Origin of the sequence: Collinsella sp. BIOML-A6 (assembly GCF_009875845.1) — a bacterium.
Classification (GTDB): domain Bacteria; phylum Actinomycetota; class Coriobacteriia; order Coriobacteriales; family Coriobacteriaceae; genus Collinsella; species Collinsella aerofaciens_H.
In genome coordinates this window covers 21375-41292 of record NZ_WWSL01000015.1, presented here as the reverse complement: position 1 = coordinate 41292, position 19918 = coordinate 21375, and the positions used below count along the sequence as shown (strand labels likewise).

General features: G+C 58.3%; 16 protein-coding genes. 10 read left to right on the top strand and 6 right to left on the bottom strand.

The genetic code is table 11. From position 1 onward, the window contains the following. Positions 1-123: 123 nt before the first annotated feature. On the top strand, positions 124-1485 hold the full coding sequence (locus GT495_RS06450; RefSeq protein ID WP_152073269.1) for an ATP-binding protein: 1362 nt from the start codon (positions 124-126) through the stop codon (positions 1483-1485). A gap of 162 nt (positions 1486-1647) precedes the next feature. Here GT495_RS06450 and GT495_RS06445 read toward each other — a convergent pair whose 3' ends face one another. Beyond that, positions 1648-2094 carry a low molecular weight protein-tyrosine-phosphatase gene (locus GT495_RS06445; RefSeq protein ID WP_161162011.1) on the bottom strand — a complete coding sequence of 149 codons (447 nt, stop codon included), beginning with the start codon at positions 2092-2094 and terminating at the stop codon, positions 1648-1650. Positions 2095-2154: 60 nt separating this feature from the next. After that, entirely contained in the window at positions 2155-2904 is a 750-nt protein-coding gene (locus GT495_RS06440; protein WP_158571660.1) for a MurR/RpiR family transcriptional regulator, read from the bottom strand. 298 nt (positions 2905-3202) lie between these two features. On the opposite strand from GT495_RS06440, the gene GT495_RS06435 reads away from it, so the two are divergent. Both GT495_RS06435 and GT495_RS06430 read left to right on the top strand, forming a co-directional pair. After that, positions 3203-4528: a 6-phospho-alpha-glucosidase gene (locus GT495_RS06435; protein ID WP_161162010.1), complete on the top strand. Its 1326-nt coding sequence runs from the start codon at positions 3203-3205 to the stop codon at positions 4526-4528. An 82-nt stretch (positions 4529-4610) separates the two neighbouring features. Beyond that, a complete protein-coding gene (locus tag GT495_RS06430) occupies positions 4611-6173 on the top strand; it encodes a PTS transporter subunit EIIC (protein ID WP_161162009.1) in 1563 nt (520 codons plus the stop codon). A gap of 192 nt (positions 6174-6365) precedes the next feature. On the opposite strand, the gene GT495_RS06425 is transcribed toward GT495_RS06430, so the two are convergent. The 4 genes from GT495_RS06425 to GT495_RS06410 all read right to left on the bottom strand — a co-directional run bounded on the left by GT495_RS06425 (position 6366) and on the right by GT495_RS06410 (position 12024). Further along, positions 6366-7166, bottom strand: a complete 801-nt coding sequence (locus GT495_RS06425) for a MurR/RpiR family transcriptional regulator (protein WP_161162008.1) — start codon at positions 7164-7166, stop codon at positions 6366-6368. A gap of 78 nt (positions 7167-7244) precedes the next feature. Then, complete coding sequence (locus tag GT495_RS06420) at positions 7245-8825, bottom strand: PTS transporter subunit EIIC (protein WP_161162007.1); 1581 nt, start codon at positions 8823-8825, stop codon at positions 7245-7247. A gap of 24 nt (positions 8826-8849) precedes the next feature. After that, complete coding sequence (locus tag GT495_RS06415) at positions 8850-10175, bottom strand: 6-phospho-alpha-glucosidase (RefSeq protein ID WP_161162006.1); 1326 nt, start codon at positions 10173-10175, stop codon at positions 8850-8852. Between the two features lie 610 nt (positions 10176-10785). Continuing rightward, complete coding sequence (locus GT495_RS06410; protein WP_370457608.1) at positions 10786-12024, bottom strand: MFS transporter; 1239 nt, start codon at positions 12022-12024, stop codon at positions 10786-10788. A 159-nt stretch (positions 12025-12183) separates the two neighbouring features. Between GT495_RS06410 and idi the strand changes: the two genes are divergently transcribed. From idi to GT495_RS06375, 7 genes are all read left to right on the top strand, one after another. After that, positions 12184-13125 (top strand): isopentenyl-diphosphate Delta-isomerase, encoded by a 942-nt coding sequence (gene idi / locus GT495_RS06405; RefSeq protein ID WP_161162005.1) that lies wholly within the window; start codon positions 12184-12186, stop codon positions 13123-13125. Positions 13126-13301: 176 nt separating this feature from the next. Continuing rightward, positions 13302-14171, top strand: coding sequence for a hypothetical protein (locus GT495_RS06400; RefSeq protein WP_161162004.1), 870 nt, complete (start codon positions 13302-13304; stop codon positions 14169-14171). A gap of 79 nt (positions 14172-14250) precedes the next feature. Further along, positions 14251-15144, top strand: coding sequence for an aldose 1-epimerase family protein (locus tag GT495_RS06395; protein WP_161162003.1), 894 nt, complete (start codon positions 14251-14253; stop codon positions 15142-15144). Between the two features lie 181 nt (positions 15145-15325). After that, positions 15326-16252, top strand: a complete 927-nt coding sequence (locus GT495_RS06390) for a transporter substrate-binding domain-containing protein (RefSeq protein WP_161162002.1) — start codon at positions 15326-15328, stop codon at positions 16250-16252. 9 nt (positions 16253-16261) lie between these two features. Then, positions 16262-17410, top strand: a complete 1149-nt coding sequence (locus GT495_RS06385; RefSeq protein ID WP_161162001.1) for an amino acid ABC transporter permease — start codon at positions 16262-16264, stop codon at positions 17408-17410. A 22-nt stretch (positions 17411-17432) separates the two neighbouring features. After that, positions 17433-18218, top strand: a complete 786-nt coding sequence (locus GT495_RS06380; protein ID WP_148346613.1) for an amino acid ABC transporter ATP-binding protein — start codon at positions 17433-17435, stop codon at positions 18216-18218. Positions 18219-18289: 71 nt separating this feature from the next. Beyond that, positions 18290-19705: a M20/M25/M40 family metallo-hydrolase gene (locus GT495_RS06375; RefSeq protein ID WP_161162000.1), complete on the top strand. Its 1416-nt coding sequence runs from the start codon at positions 18290-18292 to the stop codon at positions 19703-19705. The last annotated feature ends 213 nt before the right edge of the window (positions 19706-19918 follow it).

Sequence of the window (19918 nt, the reverse complement as noted above, 5' to 3'; positions counted from 1 at the left end):
CATGCTCTAAATCTCAAATCTCTGCATTTCATCCGATTTTGTGCTCAAAAAAACTCTGCATTTCATCGATAATCAAGCATATAAATCTTTGCATTTCATTTGATGGCACTGAGGGGAGAGCCTATGCTGCGTAGGAAAATAGCGGCCGAGCTGGAGCGTTGGCTGAAGTCTGCCGAGCAAAAGGCCTTATTCATCACGGGTTCTCGCCAGATCGGCAAAAGCTATTCGATTCGTGCATTTGGCAAAGCCAGCCACGCAAACTATATCGAGCTTAACCTCATGGAAAATCGCCAGGCAAAAGACGCTCTTCTCGAGGCGCGGGATGCCGATGATTTCATCAGCAGGGTGACGCTTCTCTCGGGAAAGTCGATTGCACCGGGCAAAACGCTCGTATTTATCGATGAGGTCCAAGAGGCCCCCGACATCATGACAATGGCAAAGTTCCTTGTTGAGGATGGGCGGTGCCGCTGGGCGTTTTCGGGGTCAATGCTCGGGACTCAGCTCAAGGGCGTCAGGTCCTATCCCGTGGGGTATGTTCACGAGCTTAGGATGTTCCCGCTCGATTTTGAGGAGTTTTGCTGGGCAATCGAGGTGAGCGAGGGAGCTCGCCAAACGATACGCGACGCGTGTATCAACGAGAAGCCCATTCCTGATTACATTCATGACGCGATGATGGCAAACTTCAGGACCTATACCGTTGTCGGCGGAATGCCAGAGGTCGTGCAGCGCTTCCTTGACATGCGGGGCGACCTTGCCTCTGTTCGTCAGCTACAGTCAGAGCTCAATGAACAGTACCGGCGGGATATCTCCAAGTATGCAAGTGGGCGAGCCCTTCAGGTGCAGAGCATTTACGATCAGCTCCCTATTATGCTCGAGGGCGAAAACAAACGCTTCGTGCTCAATTCCATTGACCCCAAGGCGCATTACGACAAGTACCAGCGAGATTTTGTCTGGCTTGTCGATGCCGGCGTTGCTCTCAAGGCCGATATCGTAACCGAGCCAAAATCGCCCCTGCTCAAGACGGCGCGGCCATCGCAGTTCAAGCTATATCAATCGGATACGGGCATGTTGATGGCGCGCTACCCCGTTGGAGTCGCCCAAGCGGCGTATCTTGATAACAAGGAGCCCAATCTGGGCGGCATTTACGAAAACGTGGTGGCCCAGCAGCTGGCTGCCCAAAATCGCCAGCTTTACTACTATCAGACAAAAAAGCGCGGCGAAGTGGACTTTGTGGTCGACGGGCCGGCTGGGACGGCTGTTCCGATCGAGGTTAAATCGGGCTCCTATTACCACGCGCACGCTGCGCTCGGTCATGTGCTTGATACGGCCGAATATGGCGTAAGGCTCGGAATTGTTTTCTCGAGAGGCAACGTTGAGCGCAACGGAGCTGTTCTTTATTTGCCGCTATATGCGACCTGGGCCCTTTCGGATGTTTTGGGTGACGCCCGTGCCGAGGGGATAAAGCTGGAGGTCAAGCCGGTCTAGGGCCAGTCCTCGATGCGACAAAGGGACAGTGCCTTTGTCGCATCCGCTATCCCGAGATAATGAGTGTGGATTTTCTCCCGTTTAGAGCGCGCTTGAACGTTCAAAGTGGGAGAAAATCCACACTCGATTTATGCCGATGGCGCGGTTCGCGCGCTCGCTTGCCTACATTTGCTCGAGCATGGCGGTGCAGCCGGCGAGCACATCGCGGTAGGTGGCATCGAAGTTGCCGGTGTACCAGGGATCGGCCACGTCGCCGGGGCGCTCGGTCCAATCAAGCAAGCGCGTAATCTTGCCGTCGGGGTCGTCGCCAAAGATGCGATGCAGGCCGCGCGCGTTCTCAGCATCCATGTAGACGATGTGATCCCAGTCGCCATACTCCGCGCGACGCACCTGGCGCGCGCGGTGGGCAATGACGGGAATCCCGACTTCGCGCAGCTTGGCGACCGTGCCATGATGCGGCGGGTTGCCGATCTCCTCGGTTGAGGTCGCTGCGGAATCGATGACAAACTCCGCCTCGCGCCCAGCGCGGCGCACGAGCTCGGTAAGCACCGACTCAGCCATCGTCGAGCGGCAGATGTTCCCATGGCAGATAAACAGTACGCGTTGCATAGGACGATACCTTTCATATAGAAGGCTGCTAAGGAGTCGAAGCCGGGCGCATGCCAAGTTTTATTTCTTGGCCAGTTTGAAGTAGCGCTCAAATATCAATTCGAAAACGTAATAGAACATCAATCGGCTGTCGAGGTCCATGCTGCCCAAGCGGATTTCTTTTTGCACGGTGTAGATAGGGTAGTCGGCTAGTTTCGAGAGAGAGTTTCGAGAAAAGCCGGTGAGCGTGACGACCTTGCATCCGCGCGTTTTGGCTATCGATGTGGCGTCAATAGACACCTGCGTCTCGCCGCTTACGGAAACGCTGAAGACCAGGTCGTTTTTGCCGAGGAGTTCTGCGTAATGCCTCATGACATGGCGTTCACTGAGCGTATCGGTGTTCTTGCCCATGATCTTGAGCTTTTCCGCCATTTCGAGGCACGGGTATTTCGAAAAGCCCGAGCAGAAGAACACGATATGCGAGGCGTCCTGGATAAGGCTCACGACCGAATCGATGACCCGGTCGTTAAGCAGATCTTTGGTCTGTACGAGCTGGGTGTCGAGCGGAAGCGTCTCGATAGTGAATCGATTGCGGTCGAGCGAGGCGGAATACGATTGTTTGAGCTCCGTAAACCCCGAGAAGCCAAGCTTATGGGCAAGCCTGACGATTGTATTGGGAGCGACAAAGAACCGTTCAGCAACGCTCTTAAGCGTGACATCGTCAATATCATCGCGTAGTTCGATGATGTAGCGCATGATCTCGCTTTCGAGATCGTTGAGCTTGCTCTCGCCAGCTCGCACATGATCATAAAAAGATTCTTGATCTTTCATAAGATGTTTCAGCCCCTCGTACCTCGCCGTATATATGGTACCGCTTTGTGTTGCCAGGTGAGAAATCGGTAATCGGTCAAGATTGCCTATTGCCCATGAACTGGGCAAACGTGCGTGTCTGCCTACACATATCTGTGTTGTGAGCGAAATCATGTGTCCCCGTTTCGCATTGACCCACACGGAGACTCGCAAATGACCTTATGTCGCAAAATGACAATCGAAACGAAGCAAGCCGAGGACAACCGCGGAGCCCAAGGTCTTCGAGAACACCGATCAGCCAACCCTGGAGGGACGGAACATGAAGGATAAGCTCAATATTGTGATCGTTGGCGGCGGCTCCACGTGGTGCCCTGGCATTCTTAAAGCCCTGACCAAGCACATGGACATTCTGCCGCTGAACCGCGTGATGCTCTATGACATCGATGCCGAGCGTCAGCGTCCGATCGGCGAGTTTGGCAAGATCCTCTTCGCCGAGGAGGAGCCCGGTGTGGAGTTTGGTTACACCACCGATAAGGACGAGGCTTACACCGACGTTGACTTTGTGCTCTGCCAGATTCGTACCGGCGGCTACGAGATGCGTAGCAAGGACGAGAAGATTCCGCTACATATGGGAATCATCGGCCAGGAAACGGTGGGCCCTGGCGGCATGGCTTACGGTATGCGCTCCATGCATGACATGGTTGAGATCGTCAACGACGTTCGCGCTCATAGCCCGGAGGCGTGGATTATCAACTACACCAACCCGGCTGCTATTGTGGCATATGGTCTCGAGCGCGTCCTGCCCGATGAGCATCGCGTCCTCAACATCTGCGACCAGCCTGTCAACCTCATGCGCTCTTACGGTCGCCTGCTCGGTCGCGATATGAGCAAGACGGAGCCCGTGTACTTCGGCCTCAATCACTTCGGTTGGTTCAAGCACATCTACGATGAAGAGGGTCATGACCTCGTCCCGCAGATTAAGGAGTACACGGAGAAGAACGGCTTCCTTCCTGCCGATGCCGAGCAGCGTGACCAGTCCTGGCTCGACACCTACGCCATGGTCAAGGACATGCTCGAGGACTTCCCCGACTATCTGCCCAACACTTATCTGCAGTACTATCTGTATCCCGAGTACAAGGTCGCTCACCTCGACCCCGACTACACTCGCTCTGACGAGGTTATCAACGGCCGTGAGAAGCGCGTATTCGCCGAGTGCAAGCGCGTTGCCGAAGTCGGCACCGCAAAGAACTCCTCGGTTGTGCAAAACGACGCTCATGGCGATATGATCGTGGAAATCACCTCGGCCATTTATCGCAACACCAACAAGACCTTCATTGTCATCGTGCCCAACAACGGCATTATCGAGGGCATGCCCGATGACGCCATGGTCGAGGTCGCGGCAAGCGTGGGCGCCAATGGCCCGCAGCCCTATGCTGTTGGCAAGATCGGTACCTTCTATCGCGGCCTTATGGAGAACCAGTACGCCTATGAGCGCCTGACTGTTGAGGCTTGGATGGAGGGTTCCTACGAGAAGGCTCTGCAGGCACTCACGCTTAATCGTCTGGTCGGTGACGCAAAGAAGGCTCGCAAAGTGCTCGACAAGCTCATCGAGGCCAATAAGGATTACTGGCCGGAGCTTAAGTAGCTAGTTCCATAGCGCTTGATAACTGTTATGGGGCGTGTGGGCTGTAGAGCTGCACGCCCCGTTTCTTTAAGAGGGGTATCCCATGAACAAAGATGAGCTGCTGGCAAAGTTCCAGCGCCTGGGCAAAGTCCTCATGACGCCTGTCTTGATCCTGCCAATCGCCGGCATCCTTCAGGGCTTTGGCAATGCCTTTACCAGCCCCGCCCTTACGGCAGCTGTTCCCTGGCTTGCTGCTCCGGGCTTTGCGATCTTCTTTTCGATTCTCAAGGCCGCTGCCGGCATCGTTATGAACAACATCCCGGTTATCTTCTCGATTTGTCTCGCCTATGGCTTCGCCAAGTCCGAGAAGGCTACCGCGGCGCTTTGTGGCTTTTTGGGCTACATGTGCATGAACTCCGTGATGGGCACGTTCCTTACGGCGACTGGCGTTATCGATCCCGCGAATCTTACGACGGGCCAGAGCACGATCCTCGGTATCACCACGCTCGACACTGGCGTTATCGGCGGCCTTCTGGTGGGTGCAATCGTCGCATGGTTGCATAACCGTTACTACAAGATTGAGCTGCCTGCCGTGTTCTCCATCTTCAACGGCACGCGCTTTATCCCGGCGGTAACGCTGCTCTCGTGCAGCGTTCTCGCATTGGTCATGTCCTTTGTTTTCCCGTTTATTCAGAACGCTCTCGGTGCGCTATCCGAGTTCATCAAGACTACGGGTGCTTTTGGTGCATTTGTCTACGGCGCCGGCGAGCGCATGCTCCTGCCTTTTGGCCTGCATCACTTTGTCTATTTGCCGTTCTTCTTCACGTCGCTCGGTGGCGTCGAGACCATCGACGGCCAGACCGTTCAGGGCGCTATCAATATCTACAACGCGATCCTGGGCTCTCCCAGCATGTCGTTTAACATCGAGGTCAGCCGTTTTGTCATGAACGGCAAGGTTATCTTCGCCATGTTCGGCCTGCCCGGAGCTGCACTCGCCTTCTACAAGACGGCGCTTCCCAAGAACAAGAAGAAGACCGCAGCGCTTATGATTGCCATCGTGGTGCCTTGCATCCTCTCCGGAATTACCGAGCCGCTCGAGTATTCCTTCCTGTTTATCGCGCCCATCCTCTACGTGTTCCACGCTCTTATGGCTGGTCTTGCCTATGCGCTGACCTATATCCTGCAGTTTAACGTGGCCGGTTCCGCGTCCTTCGGCGGCCCGCTCTTGTCGTTGATCTTTAACGGCATTATGGGTGCAGCCAAGGGCTCCAACTGGCAGGTTATCCTGTTCCTCGGCCCCATCTACTTCGTGGTGTACTACTTCGTCTTCAAGTTCATCATTCTTAAGAAGGACCTTAAGACCCCCGGCCGCGAGGAAGAGTCCGACGATGAAGCCGAAAAGGCTCCCAAGACCGTGATCAGCGACCTCATTCCCGCCATCGTTGAGGCAGTGGGCGGCGACAACAATATTAAGTCTGTCGAGGCCTGCTTCACCCGTCTGCGCATCCAGCTCAATGACTGTGACAAGGTGGTTGATGACGCCGAGTTTACCGAAAAGCTCGAAGCGCGTGGCATCGTGCATGTTAACGGCGGCGTGCAGATTGTCTACGGTAACATGGCTTCTAACTACGCAACTCAGATGCGCGAGTTACTGGGTATGGAGTAAACGACTCAAACACACAATCAAGATTAATACAGGTTGGCGTCCGATCCTTCAATCGGGCGCCAACCTGTGCTGTTTTGGGGTGAATGGGCAAGTACATGACGTGCTCGCTGCTCTCTTTTGGTGCTGCCTATCGTGTATTCGGACGCCTTGCGACGGTGAGGTGCGTTCTTTTTGGTTCTAGCGTGTTTGCGGCTAGCGCTGCGCCCGAAGTCGATTTGCGCAGCTGATATACAGAGCGTTAACCGCGCTTTGTAGGCTCATGCCCTCAACCAAGGCGGTCGAGTACTCGCTGAGTGACTCCGCGCTCACAGGTAGTAAGAGCTCACGCGCCCCGTTGTTATCGAATGCCATGTTGCTCGATATCCAAATAACGCGGCAACCTCGCCGCTTGGCCTCAACGTAAAGATTGAAGATATGGCTCGTCTTCCCTGAGAACGATACAAAGATGGTTAGATCGTCGGGCTGGAGCAGACAGAGCGACGTCTCCTGTCCCTTGACGGAGCCAAATGAGAAGCACAGTCGGTTTACGCGGCTCAGCTTTTCGCAGAGTGAGCGGGCGGCGAGATTGGAGAATGAGCTTCCGTATACGTAGACATTTTGCGCATCGAGAAGCCAGTCAACGGCCCGCTCGAGTCGATCCTCAGTGAGCAGGCGTTTTGTTTCAAGCAAAGAGGTCTCTACGATGTCGAAATACCAGGGTATATCGATTTGCTTATGAGCCCTTGCCTCGGTTGTCTCACGCTGGAGCCAAGCGTTGAAGTCGTCAACTTGCTCTTTGAACGATCGAAAGCTCGAGCCGTTTACGCGCCTGCAGAAGCGCGAGATGGTCGCGGGCGATGTATTGCACGCGCGGGCAAGTTCTTCTATTGAGAACTCTGGGATCTCGTCGTGATGGGAAAGGGCGTAGAGTGCGATGTGGGCGTCAAGGCTGCCGCCCTTCTCGACGTCTTCGATACAAGACCTGAGGTTCGAATAGACCTCGTACATCGACATTCAAATCACTCCAAACGATAATGCCCCGGAGCGGATACGCCATCTCCGGAGCATCGTGGTGAAGCTATGGAACAGGATTTATTCCATGCCCAAGTATTCTCTCATTTCAACTTTGTAGACAGAAGCTTTATTGCCGTAAACGATCTGAACACCGCCGCCAACGTGCACGATGGCGCTGGCTCCGAGGTCTTTGGTGAAGACGCTATCGTCCTTGACTAGGGCGGTGTCTTTGAGGCTGAGCCTCAGGCGAGTGAAGCAGGCGTTGACGCCCGAGATGTTATCGGCGCCGCCCACGGCATCCACGATCTGCGGGATGAGGTCGCTTACCTGGACAGGTGCTTTGGAGTCGATGACCGACGTGTCATCCGCTGCCTGCGTGTCATCATCCTCGCGGCCCGGGGTTTTGAGGTCAAATTTCTTGATAAAGGTGCGGAACAGCACGTAATAGATCCCGAAGTAAGCGACGCCGAGCGGAATAAGCCAGAACCAGTTGGAGCCTTTATCGGCGTTCATGATGCCGTTGAAGATCCACGAGAGGAGCGGTCCGCCGAAGGCGGAAGGCCCGGGCACATTGAACTGTACCAGGTAGGTGAGTACATACACGATGCCGCACAGCAGGGCGTGGACCACATAGAGTATGGGCGCTACAAAGAGGAAGGAGTACTCGAGCGGTTCGGTTATGCCCATGATGGCGGCCGGAATAACGGCGGCGATCATGAGGGAGCCGACCTTCTTCTTATTCTCGGGACGGGCACAGTGGTAGATGGCGAGTGCCGCCGCGGGCAGGCCGCACATGGCGAACAGCACCTTGCCGTTCATGACGTATTTTGAGATGTCGATGTCGTACATCATGCCGGGCGTGTTGAGCATGGCGTTGTAGATGTTGACAGCACCCTCGACGGTCTGGCCGTCAACCTGGATGCTACCGCCCAGAGAAGTGAAGAAAAACGGCAGGTAGATGAAATGATGCAGGCCGAAGGGCAGAAGCATGCGCTCGGAGAAGCCATAGATGAACGCGCCAAACACCCCAGTGGAATCGATGAGTGTCGAGGCGGCCTTTAGGCCGGTTTGCACAAACGGAAACACGAAGGCGAGCGCAACGCCCACTAGGCTTGCGAAAACGACGGTGAGGGCGGGGACGCAGCGTGTGCCGTTGAAGATACCGAGCACCGGCGGAAGCTGCACCTTATAGAATCGGTTGTGGATCCACGCGACGACCAAGCCGATGATGATGCCGCCGAATACGCCAGTATCGAGTGTGGTTACGCCCAGGATGGCGTTCTGACCGGTCTGCAGGTTGGCGGGATCGATGGTGCCCAGCAGGATAAGCAGCTGACCCATGATCGTGTTCATGGTCATGTAGCCGATGAAGCCCGAGAGCGCGGCGGTCGCCTTCTCGGCCTTGGCGTAACCGTAGGCGATGCAGATCGCAAAGAGAACCGAGATGTTACCATTGATAACGTTGCCGGCTGCTTTGATGAGCGTGCTAATGATCACCATCGGCTCGGTGCCCAAAAACGGGCAGAGCGAGATGAGGTTGGCATTGGAAAGGGCGGAGCCCAGACCGACCAAAATGCCGGAAACGGGCAGGAGGAGGACCGGCGCCATGAGCACCTTGCCGAGTCTCTGGAACTCGCTGTAGAGCTTGTTTTCTTTCATGATGTTCCTTCGATGCACGGGGAGTTAGGACAGGGTCGGCCAATAATCGCCGTTCGCTTCGATCAGGTCGTCGAGGATTTGGCGCGCGACGGTAGTCGAAGGGACGGTCTTGTTGATTGCGATGGCTTCGAGCGCCTTCTGGTAGGAATGCTCGTAATATGCGTCGACGGCGAGCTTCTCACTGGCATTCTGCTCTTCGATAAGCCCCTTGTAAAAGGTGGGGATAGCAGGTTGGCTGATGGGTTCGGGGCCCCAAGAGCGCAGGTAGGCGGGGACCTCGACCATGGCGTCGTCGGACAGATTGGGGATGGCGCCGTTATTCTCGACGATTACGAGATAACGTTCGCACTTGTTGTAGGCGATAGAGGCGGCTGCGTCGACGATAAAGTCGCCAAAGACCGTGAAGCTCTGTACGGGGCTCTTGTAATTAACGGGATCTGCCAGGTACTTGTCGTGCTCGGCAAACATCTCCTTCTCGCGTCCGTTGATGACGTTGTCGGCGCGCGTCCAGTTGGGGTCCATGTCATCTGCCATGTCTTTGGAGTACAGGTAGTACTGCAGGTAGCTGTTGGGCAGATACTCGGGATAGTCCTTCACAATCTTGACGTATTGACCCCAGGTGTGCATCCAGTCCTTGTCCTTGTGATGCTTGTCGCTCACGGCCATGCCGTGCTCGAGAATCATCTGACGGAGCTCCGGCAGACGATCGTGCCCCTGCTTGTCGTAAATTTTGGTAAACCAGCCAAAGTGATTGAGTCCAAAATACATGGGGTCGATATCGCGCCAGCTGGGAAGTCCGAGCATCTTAGAGTACGAGAGCAAGATAGCCGTGGGCATATCGCAGATGTTAAGGATATGGTCGTTGTCAAACTCGCGACGTGTGGCCTCGGCGACAACTGCGGCGGGGTTGGAATAGTTGAGGATCCAGGCGTCTGGACTGTATTTCTTGGCGTAGCGTACGAGGTCGAAGACGCCGGGGATGGACCTGATGCCATAGGAGATCGAACCGCCGGCGCCGCAGGTTTCCTGTCCCACGCAGCCGTACTTGAGAGGGATGCGCTCGTCTTGGCGACGCATCTGAAGGCCGCCCTGGCGGATTTGCGCGAAGACGAAGTCGACATCGGTGAATGCCTTTTCGGGATCGGTCGTCACGACGACTTCGATGTCAGGAGCTTCCTGCTCGATGAACTGCTTCATGATGTCGTAGACGAGATGCATGCGCTTCTCGTCGATGTCGTACAGGGCGAGTTTGCACAGCGGTAATTCGTTTTTCTTCTGCAATAGGCTCTGGATGATGCCGGGAGTGTGGGTGCTGCCGGCCCCGGCGATTACAACTGCTTTCTTGTCCATGTGGTAAACCCCTTTCGTGAGGATTGACCACTTCAGACTACGAAAGCTTTACCTGCGATTCTATCGATTTTCAGATTGCGAAAAACGATAGCGATAATCTTAACAGGATGCGCTTTGCGTGGTTAAATAGCGCCGGGAAAGATGCTGACTTGGGCGGCAGACGACGTGTTGCATGGCTGCAGGAGCGAACGCCAGGCGGTCAGAAGATGGCGGGCGGTGCTGCGTCTAAGTGGCCTTTGCATGATTGTTTTAAATGCAACTAGCTCGCATACGTTGATTGTCGCTTTGTCGACTGCCAAAAATGAGTCGGCTGGACAGTTAGTTCAGATACGTATGGATTGAGGTCGTCAAGGAGTATCAGCAGGTTCCTTCATGGGCGCTTGGAAAGCATGTGATTGAGACTGATTTGCGTTATAGCTTTGGTTTTGACTGCGAAATGCGGTACTGGCCTCGCTTTGTAGAGCTTGGATGGCTGAGGTGAGTACGTATCTGAATCAACTGTCCAAACTCATTTGCAAGGACGTGCATTGATACATGTTCAGAGCTTTTTGCGCCGCTTGAGCACGCTCGGCTTAGCCAGCGGCATGCGCGGCTTTTGGCTGCAATTGCGCTACCCGCGGTGGCGCTCCCAGCGAGCCAACTTAATCGTCACCAGCGTGAGCACCCAGGCTATGAGCGAGAATGCGGCACCAACCGCGCCAACGTAGGCAATGCCAACTCCGCTTACCACGGCGCCGCCTACTGCGGTGCCAAACGAAATGCCGACGTTAAACGCCATGGGCTCAACCGAACTTGCGAGTACCATCGACTTGGGGTGGCGGCTGCGTGCCACATCCATAAAGTGTGTGATGCACGACACCGAGAACAGGTACATGAGCAGCGCCAAGCTAAAGACAAAGACCAGCGCGAGCGGCATGGTGCCGCCCACAGCAAACAGCCCGAGCAACGCCGCAGCCTGCAGCACAAACGTCACAAGCAGCGCCTTCATGCCAAAGCGCGCATCGATCCATCCGCCTAAGATGTTCGAGATCAGGCAGAATACGCCGTAGGCCATAAGCGTGGTACTCGCCTGAACGGTGCCCATGCCCAGCACCTGCTCAAGATAAGGCGTCACGTAGCCGTAGAACACATAGACCGAGCCCACGCCAAACAAAAAGATAAGCATGCCGGTGATGATGCTCGGCTCGCGTAGCAGACCCGCCTGTTCGCGAAAGGTGGCAGGCTCGTCGGTTTGCCCAGCGCGCGGCATAAACGCCACGAGCGCTCCGCAGATCAAAACGGCAAAGGTCAGCGTGCCGTACATGGCCACGTGCCAATCGAGCGTGTCGGCCACAAGCTTGCCGATCGAAGTGACAAAGACCATTGCCACGGAAAACGCACCATATACCACCGAGATGGCAAGCGAAGTTTGCTGCGGGGACAGCAGTTCGGGGATGTACGTCACGCCCACGGCGAGCAGCGCGCCCGAGACGGATCCCAGGACAATGCGCGAGATAAAGAGCACCTGGAAGTTGGGCGCCAACGCCATGACCAGGTTGCCGAGCGCAAAGACGATGCTGTAGCACACGAGCAGCTGGTAGCGGCGGAATCGCCCCGTGCTGAGCGCAAGCACCGGCGTCGCGTTAGCGTAGACGAGCGCAAACACGCTGATGAGCTGGCCCGCAGTGGCAAGCGAGATGCCGAGTTCCGTCGCCAAGTCGCTTTCGATGCCGATGACCACGAACTCGGAGCAGCCGAGCGAGAATCCCAACAGCACGAGCAGCGCCAGGCAGAGCTTGGTGCGCGCGGGGGAGAGCGCGGCGGCGGTTGACTTACTTTTAGGCGTGGTTGCGGCGGTCAAGGTTGTCACTCCAATGTCGCATGAATAAGCGGGATTCAATCCCTGCAACTCTAACAGAATGTGTCAGGTGCCTGCCCCCCTTTGTCGCAGGCTGCGCTTGCCTGTATAGTCGCAATACAGGCGAAGATGGTCTCAGGTACATCGCGGGCGACAGGAGATCCCATGGGCATGCATACGACAAAGGTTGCAGTGGGCGAGGGCAAGTTTGCGCTCGAGGCCCAGCTGACGGTGACGCCGCGAGGCATGGTGGTGTACGCCTGCTCGCCGGAGTTCGCGCACCTGGGCGCCACGGCGCAGGCCATTCCGCGTCCCGAGCCCGGCCGCACGGCGACGGTGAGCATCCTGGCCGTTCCGTGCCATCGAGACGAGATCCCGGCGCACGATATCGCGGCGGCGCTGGCCACGCGCTTTGGCGTGCCGGTCGTTGCAAGCACCGGTTTTCATGTCGAGCAGGCGAGCAAGGACGACCTGCAGCGCGTGCTCGACACCACCAAAGAGCTCATCGCCGCGCTCGAGGAAGCCGCCGCCCGCATTCTGCGCGCCGGCTGGGATGAGGGCGGCGCAGGCGCCGAGGTCGTGGCGGTCGATGCTGCGACCGGCGAGGCGCTTGGCCCCGTCGATCGCATCGAGGCCCATACCGGCGAGGGTATCCTGCATCAGGCATTTCTGACGCTTTTGGTTGAGCGTCGGGGCGAAGACGCACGCCTGCTGCTCTGTCGCCGCAGTCTGCTCAAGCGTCTGTGGGGTGGGGTGCTGGCCGATAGCTGCGCCGGCCATCCGCTCCCCGGGGAAGACGCCGCGGCCGCCACGGCGCGCCGCATCAACGAAGAGCTCGGCATTGCGCGCGAGCCCGATCAGCTCAAGCACCTCGGACACGTGGTGTACCGCGAGGACCACGGCGACGGCCGCTGCGAGTGTGAATGGTGCGAGGTGTTCGCAACCCATGTTGAGCCGGGCGAGCTGCATATCAACCAAGAGGAGATCTCGGAGGTGCGTCGCGTGGCCCCGTCCGAGCTCGACGGCTATCTGCAGGGTCACCCCGAGCAGTTGGCCCCCTGGCTTCGCGAGGCTCTCAGCAACCCATCCATCCGTACGGCCCTCGCTATGTGACATCGGACAGTCCCTTTGTCACATCCAAACCGTCACAACAGTCGGCGAAAATCTCGAAAACGAGGAAAAGCGTCGAATGTTGTGACGGTTTTCCCGTCTGTGCCGGCGAGCTCCAGCGCCATCTGGGGGTATAAGACTAGCGAGTGTTTATTCGCGAGGCTTAAGGGGCGCCCCGTATGGATATCGATAACTTTGAATGGTGGTATAGCGAGGGCGAGGCTCCGGACGAGGAGTGGGACGAGCCCGCACCGCGTGACGTGTCGAGGGACGAGGACGAGACCGGCAACGATGCCGCTGTCGAGCCTGAAGCCGCTTCCGACTCCGCCGAGCCCCTGACCTTTGAACAGGCCTGGGCCCAGGCCGAGGCCGACGAGGCAAAGGCCGATGCCACGGCCACGCTGGGTGAGCCGGCCGACATGTCCATCTCGCCGGCCAAGACCCCGCAGCCGCGTCACACCATCGACCCCGGCAGTACGGCATCTTTCAGCATACTCGACGTGCCCGTGCAGGGTGCTCAGGCGCCTGCGCCCACGCATCGCCCCGACCTGGCTCGCGAGGAAGACGCGGGCCGCCGCTCTCCGCTCGGCCCCATCCTCATCGCCTTCATGGCCGGCGTCATCGCTTGCTCGGCGATTGGAAATGTCTGGAGCCATGTGGAGCAACAGCGCAGAGATGCCGCCAAGGTCGAGATGTCTGTCGAGCAATCGCTCAGCCGCACGCGCTCGGTGCATGTGTCGGTCGAGGTCAAGGACGGTGCGACATGGGACACCGCCCGCGGCGACAGCCAAATGCTCATCCGCATCGTGGGCCGCACGCTCAGGGGGCAGGCGGTTGACGAGTATCAATATGTCAACTCCGCTGGCGACGGCGTCGAACTCAAGCCCGGCGACTATGAGCTCACGGTCGACGAGCCGCCCGTCGCCACCGATGGCATGCGCTTCCGCGCCTCAAAGCGCATGGTTCCCGTGAGCTTTAATTCGCAGGCGCCCGATACGGTCGACAGCACGCCGCAGGGCGGGTTCGACCTTTACGCAATCGTTCAATAACTGCGCCTGCCGCTTCTTCTTGCCGCCAAGAGTGGGACAATAGCCCTCGACACTGTTGTTTACTTTTGGAGGAAGTAGCATGTCCACCGTCACCACCATCAAGCGCGGCGGCCTCACCGCGGCCATCGATTCCATGGGGGCCCAGCTCACGAGCCTTGCCCTCAACGGCAACGAGTATCTGTGGCAGGGCGATCCGGCCTTTTGGGGCAAGCATGCGCCCATTCTGTTCCCCATCGTGGGTTCACTGCGCAACAACACGGCGACGTCTGCGGCCGGCACCTGCGAGATGCCGCGCCACGGCCTCGCGCGCATCGTCGAGCACAAGCTGGTCGAGGTCTCCGAGGACGGCTCCTCAGTAACGTATGAGATCACCGATACGCCCGAGTCGCTCAAGGCTTTCCCCTTCCACTTTAAGCTCAACATGACCTATGCCCTGACTGGTGACGCCACGCTTACCCAGACCTTTGCCGTCACCAACACCGGCGACGTGGACCTGCCGTTCTCGGTGGGCGGCCACCCTGCATTTAACGTGCCCGCCCCCGGTGCCGAGGACGAGACGTTCGAGGATTACGAGCTGGCATTTACCGAGGCTTGGACCAACGAGGCCCCCATCATCACGCCCGATGGCCTCATGACGTTCGAGGGAAGCTACAAGGCGCCCGATAACTCTGACGTGTTGCCCATCACGCACCGTAGCTTCGATAACGATGCCATCATGTTCACCGATACCCCGGGTTCCACACTCACGTTGCGCGGTCGTAAGTCGGGCCATGGCGTCAAGATCGACTTTGAGGGCTTTAAGTACATTGGCGTGTGGTCTGCCGCCAACGACGCTCCGTTTGTGGCGCTCGAGCCTTGGACCGGTCACACCACCATGGACACCGAGGACGATGTCTTTGAGCACAAGGTCAACACCATTACGCTGGCGCCGGGCGAGACGGACAAGCGTACCTTCGAGGTAACGCTGCTTTAACAGGCTGCATACCTGGATGTCGCTCGCCGGCGACAAAACTACGGGCTAGTCGTTGGGGACGTTCCTTAACGACTACCAATCGTTTTCAGTTCGTTAACTTGTATATATGCATCTGCAGGAGGTAGCGCTGAGCGGTATCCTGTTAAGTCGTTAGCATACGATTCGGCAGGGAAGGCAGATTATGCATTCTCCCCATCAACGCGACGCGTATCCACAGCCGGTATGCAGCCGTCGCATCTTTTTGGGTAGCGCTCTCGCTGCGAGCGCTACCGTCGTCGCCGGCGCGCTCGCCGGCTGCCAGCGCCCGTCCACGCTCAAGGTGGTTCAGCCCACGACGGGCGGCGGCCGCGACGACCTGTCCGATTCCGTGATCGGCAAGGACAAGATCCGCATCGGTATGGAGGCGGCCTACGCTCCGTATAACTGGCAGGTCTCCGAGGCCAGCGAGTTCACCATCCCCATCGATAACGTGCAGGGCGCCTATGCCGACGGCTACGACGTGCAGATCGCCAAGATCGTCTGCAAGGCCCTCGGCGGCGAGCCCGTTGCCGTCAAGCAGAGCTTCTCGGGTCTTATCGATTCGCTCAACAACGGCCAGATCGACCTCATCATCGCCGGCATGAGCGCCACGCCCGAGCGTGAGGAGTCGGTCGGCTTTTCCGATCCGTACTTTATTGGATACTTTGGCCTGTTCGTAAAAGAGGGCTCGCCCTACCAAAACGCGACCAAGCTCAGCGACTTCAGCGGTGCCACGGTGCTCGGCCAAAAGGACACCATGCTCGATACCGTCATCGACGAGATCCCGGGCGTTGTCCACAAGAACCCGGTCGATTCGGTTCCCACGGTGTTTTCGAACCTGCTGCAGGGCACCTGCGATGCCGTGACCTACAATACCGAGAACGAGAAGGGCTATATGGCCCAAAATCCGGGCATTGTCCCCATTCACTTTGCCGAGGGCGAGGGCTTTAAGCAGGAGGTCACGGCAAATGTCGGTTGCCGCAAGGGCTCGGACAAACTGCTTAAGCTCATCGATAAGACGCTCAAGGGCGTCAGCCAGGAGGAGCGCAACCAAATGTGGGATGCGTGCCTCGATCGTCAGCCGGCATAGGGAGACAGCATGAAAACCATCAATCGTCTGGCCTCCTTTATCAAGGCCGACCACCGTTATGTGTACCTGGGCACGAGCGTTATCGCGGCGCTCGGTCTGGCGTTTAGCCAACGCAACCCCACGCCGCTGAGCTTCTTGGCGCCTACGGGCGTGTTCCAAGACTGCCTCTGGGCAATCCTTTGGGCCTGGCTCGTCGTGTCGGCGGCGGCGCTTGTCACCAAGCTTATGCACTGGAACGACTATCGCGAAACGTCGCCGTTTGCTTCCGAGCGCTTCCGTCGCGGCGCGCGCCTGGGCAGCTATGTCGTGGTCGCCATCGCGGCGATCTTCTTTATCGACCGTTGCGTCATGTCGTTTATCGACCTGGTGCAGGTGAGCATTGTCTCGGACTCCAACCCCAGCGACTTTTTGTCGAGCCTGGTCTACATGACCTATAAGAGCGGCGACTTCTTTATCCGCGGCATCGAGATCACCATCGCACTTGCCACCTTCGGCACCGTCATTGCCTTTTTCCTAGCGCTGCTCTTTGTGTTCCTGCGTATTCAGACGTTCGACCGCGTGGACAACGATCTCACGCGCTTTTTCAAAAGCATCGGCCGCGGCTTTGCGACCATCTACTCCACCATCGTGCGCGGCACGCCCATGATGGTTCAGGGCCTACTCATCTATTACGCGGGCTTCACCGTTTTGCGCGGCCTGGGCTTCGAGACCGCCCAGGCCAACCAGATCTGGAGTACCTTCACCGCCGGCCTCGTCACCATCTCGCTCAACTCCACCGCCTACATGATGGAGGTCCTGCGCGGCGGCATCGAGTCCATCGACGCCGGCCAAGCCGAGGCGGCGCGCTCGCTGGGTCTGTCGCAGTGGCAGGCCATGCGCAAGGTCGTGTTCCCCCAGGGTATTAAAAACGCGATCCCCGCACTCACCAACGAGCTCATCATCAACATCAAGGACTCGTCGGTGCTTTCGGTCATCGGCGTGTTCGACCTCATGTACGCCACCACCACCGTCGCCGGCGTGTACTACCGCCAGATGGAGGTCTACTGCGTGGCACTCGTGGTTTACCTGATCCTGACGCTCGTGGCGAGCCGCCTGCTCGAGGCCTTTGGCAAGAAGCTCGGCGCCGAGGCCCCGGCAACGCTGCCCAGCTCCAACTAGGCTCAAGACGAGGAGAATCATCATGGCAGATACCGCCACTACCGGCACCGCGGCCGCCGCACAGACCAATGAGCCGCTTATCCGCGTCGAGGGCCTGCGCAAGAGCTTCGGCTCGCTCGAGGTGCTCAAGGGCATCGACCTGTCCGTTAACCCCGGCGAGGTCGTCACCATTATCGGCGCCTCGGGCTCGGGCAAGTCGACCTTCCTGCGCTGCCTCAACCTGCTCGAGACCCCGGACGCGGGCCACATCTGGTTCCACGGCCAGGACCTTACGGCCGAGCGCTGCAATATCAATAAACTCCGCGAGGACATCGGCATGGTGTTCCAGGGCTTTAACCTGTTCAACAACATGGACGTGCTCGACAACTGCACGCTTGCGCCCGTCACACTCAAAAAGATGAGCAAGGCCGAGGCCGAGAAGGTCGCGATGGAGCATCTGACGAGCGTGGGGCTCGAAAAGTTCGCGCACGCCGCCGTGGGTCGCCTGTCCGGTGGCCAAAAGCAGCGCGTGGCCATCGCGCGCGCCCTGTGCATGAATCCGCAGATTATGCTGTTCGACGAGCCGACTTCGGCGCTCGACCCCGAGATCGTGGGCGAGGTGCTCGAGGTCATGCGCAAACTCGCGGCCGACGGCATGACCATGGTCGTCGTCACACACGAGATGGCCTTTGCCCGAACCGTGTCCGACCGCGTGGTCTTTATGGACAAGGGCGTGGTGCTCGAGGACGCCGCGCCGGCCGAGCTCTTCGGCAACCCCAAACACCAGCGCACTCGCGAGTTCCTCTCTCGCTATCTCGAGGACAAATAACCGACGCAAACGCTTGCGTTGCAGGGCCGCTCCCGTGGGGCGGCCTTTGTCGTCACAATCGAAAGGATGTCATGGCCGAGGTTTGGCGCTTCTTTGCGCATGAGGATGATTTTACCGATTTGGACGAAGCTGGCGCGTGCGAACGCCTGGGCCGCGTGCTGTCGTTTCCGACCGTCTCGAGTATGGATGCCGAGGAGGTGAACTGGCAGCCCTTCGACGACCTGCGCGCCTATATGCAGCAGGCCTGGCCGCGCGTGTTTTCGGCGGGCGAGGTCGAGCTTATCGACCATTCGCTGCTGGTGACGCTTGCCGGCAGCGATCCGGCTCTTAAGCCCGTTATGCTCATGGGTCACATGGACGTGGTCCCCGTGGTGCCGGGTACCGAGGCCGACTGGACGCACGCCCCCTTTAGCGGGCACGTGGACGACACCTACATCTGGGGCCGCGGCGCGATCGACATGAAAGACCAGGTCGCAGGTATTCTCGAGGCGGTTGAGTATGCGCTGGCGCACGGCTGGGAGCACGAGCGCACCCTGCTCCTGGCTTTTGGGCAGGACGAGGAAACCACGCAGTACGGCGCAGGTGCCATCGGCCGCGCGCTCGAGGAGCGCGGCATTGAGCTTGAGTACCTGATTGACGAGGGCGACTACCGCATCGTTCCGGCTGCCGAGTACAGCGCGGGCGAGGGTTGGCTCATGCACGCCGACCTGGCTGAGAAAGGTTATGCCGACATTGTGCTCAAGACAAAGAGCGCGGGTGGACATTCTTCCAACCCCTACGGTGGCACGTCGCTCGAGGTGCTCAGCCGCGCCATCACTGCAATCTGCGATATCGAGTGGCCGACGCGCGTGACCGACTTGCTTGCCGCCCAGCTCGTCGAGTTGGGGCTCTACACGGCCGATGAAATTGCCGATAACGGGGATGCCATTGTCCGCGATTGCCTTGCCAGCAAGAAGCTCTATCCGCTGGTGACGACCACCTGCGCGCCCACGCAGATTGAGGGTGGCAGCACCGGCGCCAACGTAATGCCGCAGGATATGTGGGCCAATATTAACTTCCGCATGCTCGAGGGCACGAGTGTGGCCGACGTTGTGGCGCGCTGCCGTGAGGCGGTTGCCGGGGCGGACCCTGCCGGTCGTGTCGAAGTGGAGCTGGGTCCCGGCAGCTCCGAACCCTCGCCGTCCCCGCGCATCGGTGGTCCCGGCCTCGAGGCGGTTCACTCCATCGCCGCCCGCTATTTCCGTGATTCAAAGGGGGCGGAGGAAAACGGATCATTCGAGCCAGTGGCAATTGTGCCCTCGACCGTGATCGGTGCGACCGACGCTGCCAACTACCAGCACATTTGCCCTGAGTGCATTCGCTTCTCAGCCTTTGTAGTTGATGACGACGAGTGCGATCGCGGCGTCCACGGCACCAACGAGCGCATCACCCGCCGCGCCTACCTCCAGGGCATCCGATTCCTCGTCGCTCTACTCCAAACGCTCTAGCCAAAAAGTGAGCCCTTGGTGCAATGGGGTCAGGTTTGTTTGCACCAATCATTCCGTGCGGGTTATATGCAGGTTTGCCTGCGCACGCTATCATGTATGGGTTAGACCGCAACTATGTACCCCATACGCGAAGGGATGCGCATGTATCTGAAGATCGACATGTTCTAGCCGGGCTTACCCCCGCAGTGGCGCCGTGCGCCCCATCAACTCTGC

What these genes read in the sequence shown, in the direction of transcription:
- GT495_RS06450 (WP_152073269.1), top strand. Translation starts at nt 124, where the DNA reads ATGCTGCGTAGGAAAATAGCGGCCGAGCTGGAGCGTTGGCTGAAGTCT.
- GT495_RS06445 (WP_161162011.1), bottom strand. Translation starts at nt 2,094, where the DNA reads ATGCAACGCGTACTGTTTATCTGCCATGGGAACATCTGCCGCTCGACG.
- GT495_RS06440 (WP_158571660.1), bottom strand. Translation starts at nt 2,904, where the DNA reads ATGAAAGATCAAGAATCTTTTTATGATCATGTGCGAGCTGGCGAGAGC.
- GT495_RS06435 (WP_161162010.1), top strand. Translation starts at nt 3,203, where the DNA reads ATGAAGGATAAGCTCAATATTGTGATCGTTGGCGGCGGCTCCACGTGG.
- GT495_RS06430 (WP_161162009.1), top strand. Translation starts at nt 4,611, where the DNA reads ATGAACAAAGATGAGCTGCTGGCAAAGTTCCAGCGCCTGGGCAAAGTC.
- GT495_RS06425 (WP_161162008.1), bottom strand. Translation starts at nt 7,166, where the DNA reads ATGTCGATGTACGAGGTCTATTCGAACCTCAGGTCTTGTATCGAAGAC.
- GT495_RS06420 (WP_161162007.1), bottom strand. Translation starts at nt 8,825, where the DNA reads ATGAAAGAAAACAAGCTCTACAGCGAGTTCCAGAGACTCGGCAAGGTG.
- GT495_RS06415 (WP_161162006.1), bottom strand. Translation starts at nt 10,175, where the DNA reads ATGGACAAGAAAGCAGTTGTAATCGCCGGGGCCGGCAGCACCCACACT.
- idi (WP_161162005.1), top strand. Translation starts at nt 12,184, where the DNA reads ATGCATACGACAAAGGTTGCAGTGGGCGAGGGCAAGTTTGCGCTCGAG.
- GT495_RS06400 (WP_161162004.1), top strand. Translation starts at nt 13,302, where the DNA reads ATGGATATCGATAACTTTGAATGGTGGTATAGCGAGGGCGAGGCTCCG.
- GT495_RS06395 (WP_161162003.1), top strand. Translation starts at nt 14,251, where the DNA reads ATGTCCACCGTCACCACCATCAAGCGCGGCGGCCTCACCGCGGCCATC.
- GT495_RS06390 (WP_161162002.1), top strand. Translation starts at nt 15,326, where the DNA reads ATGCATTCTCCCCATCAACGCGACGCGTATCCACAGCCGGTATGCAGC.
- GT495_RS06385 (WP_161162001.1), top strand. Translation starts at nt 16,262, where the DNA reads ATGAAAACCATCAATCGTCTGGCCTCCTTTATCAAGGCCGACCACCGT.
- GT495_RS06380 (WP_148346613.1), top strand. Translation starts at nt 17,433, where the DNA reads ATGGCAGATACCGCCACTACCGGCACCGCGGCCGCCGCACAGACCAAT.
- GT495_RS06375 (WP_161162000.1), top strand. Translation starts at nt 18,290, where the DNA reads ATGGCCGAGGTTTGGCGCTTCTTTGCGCATGAGGATGATTTTACCGAT.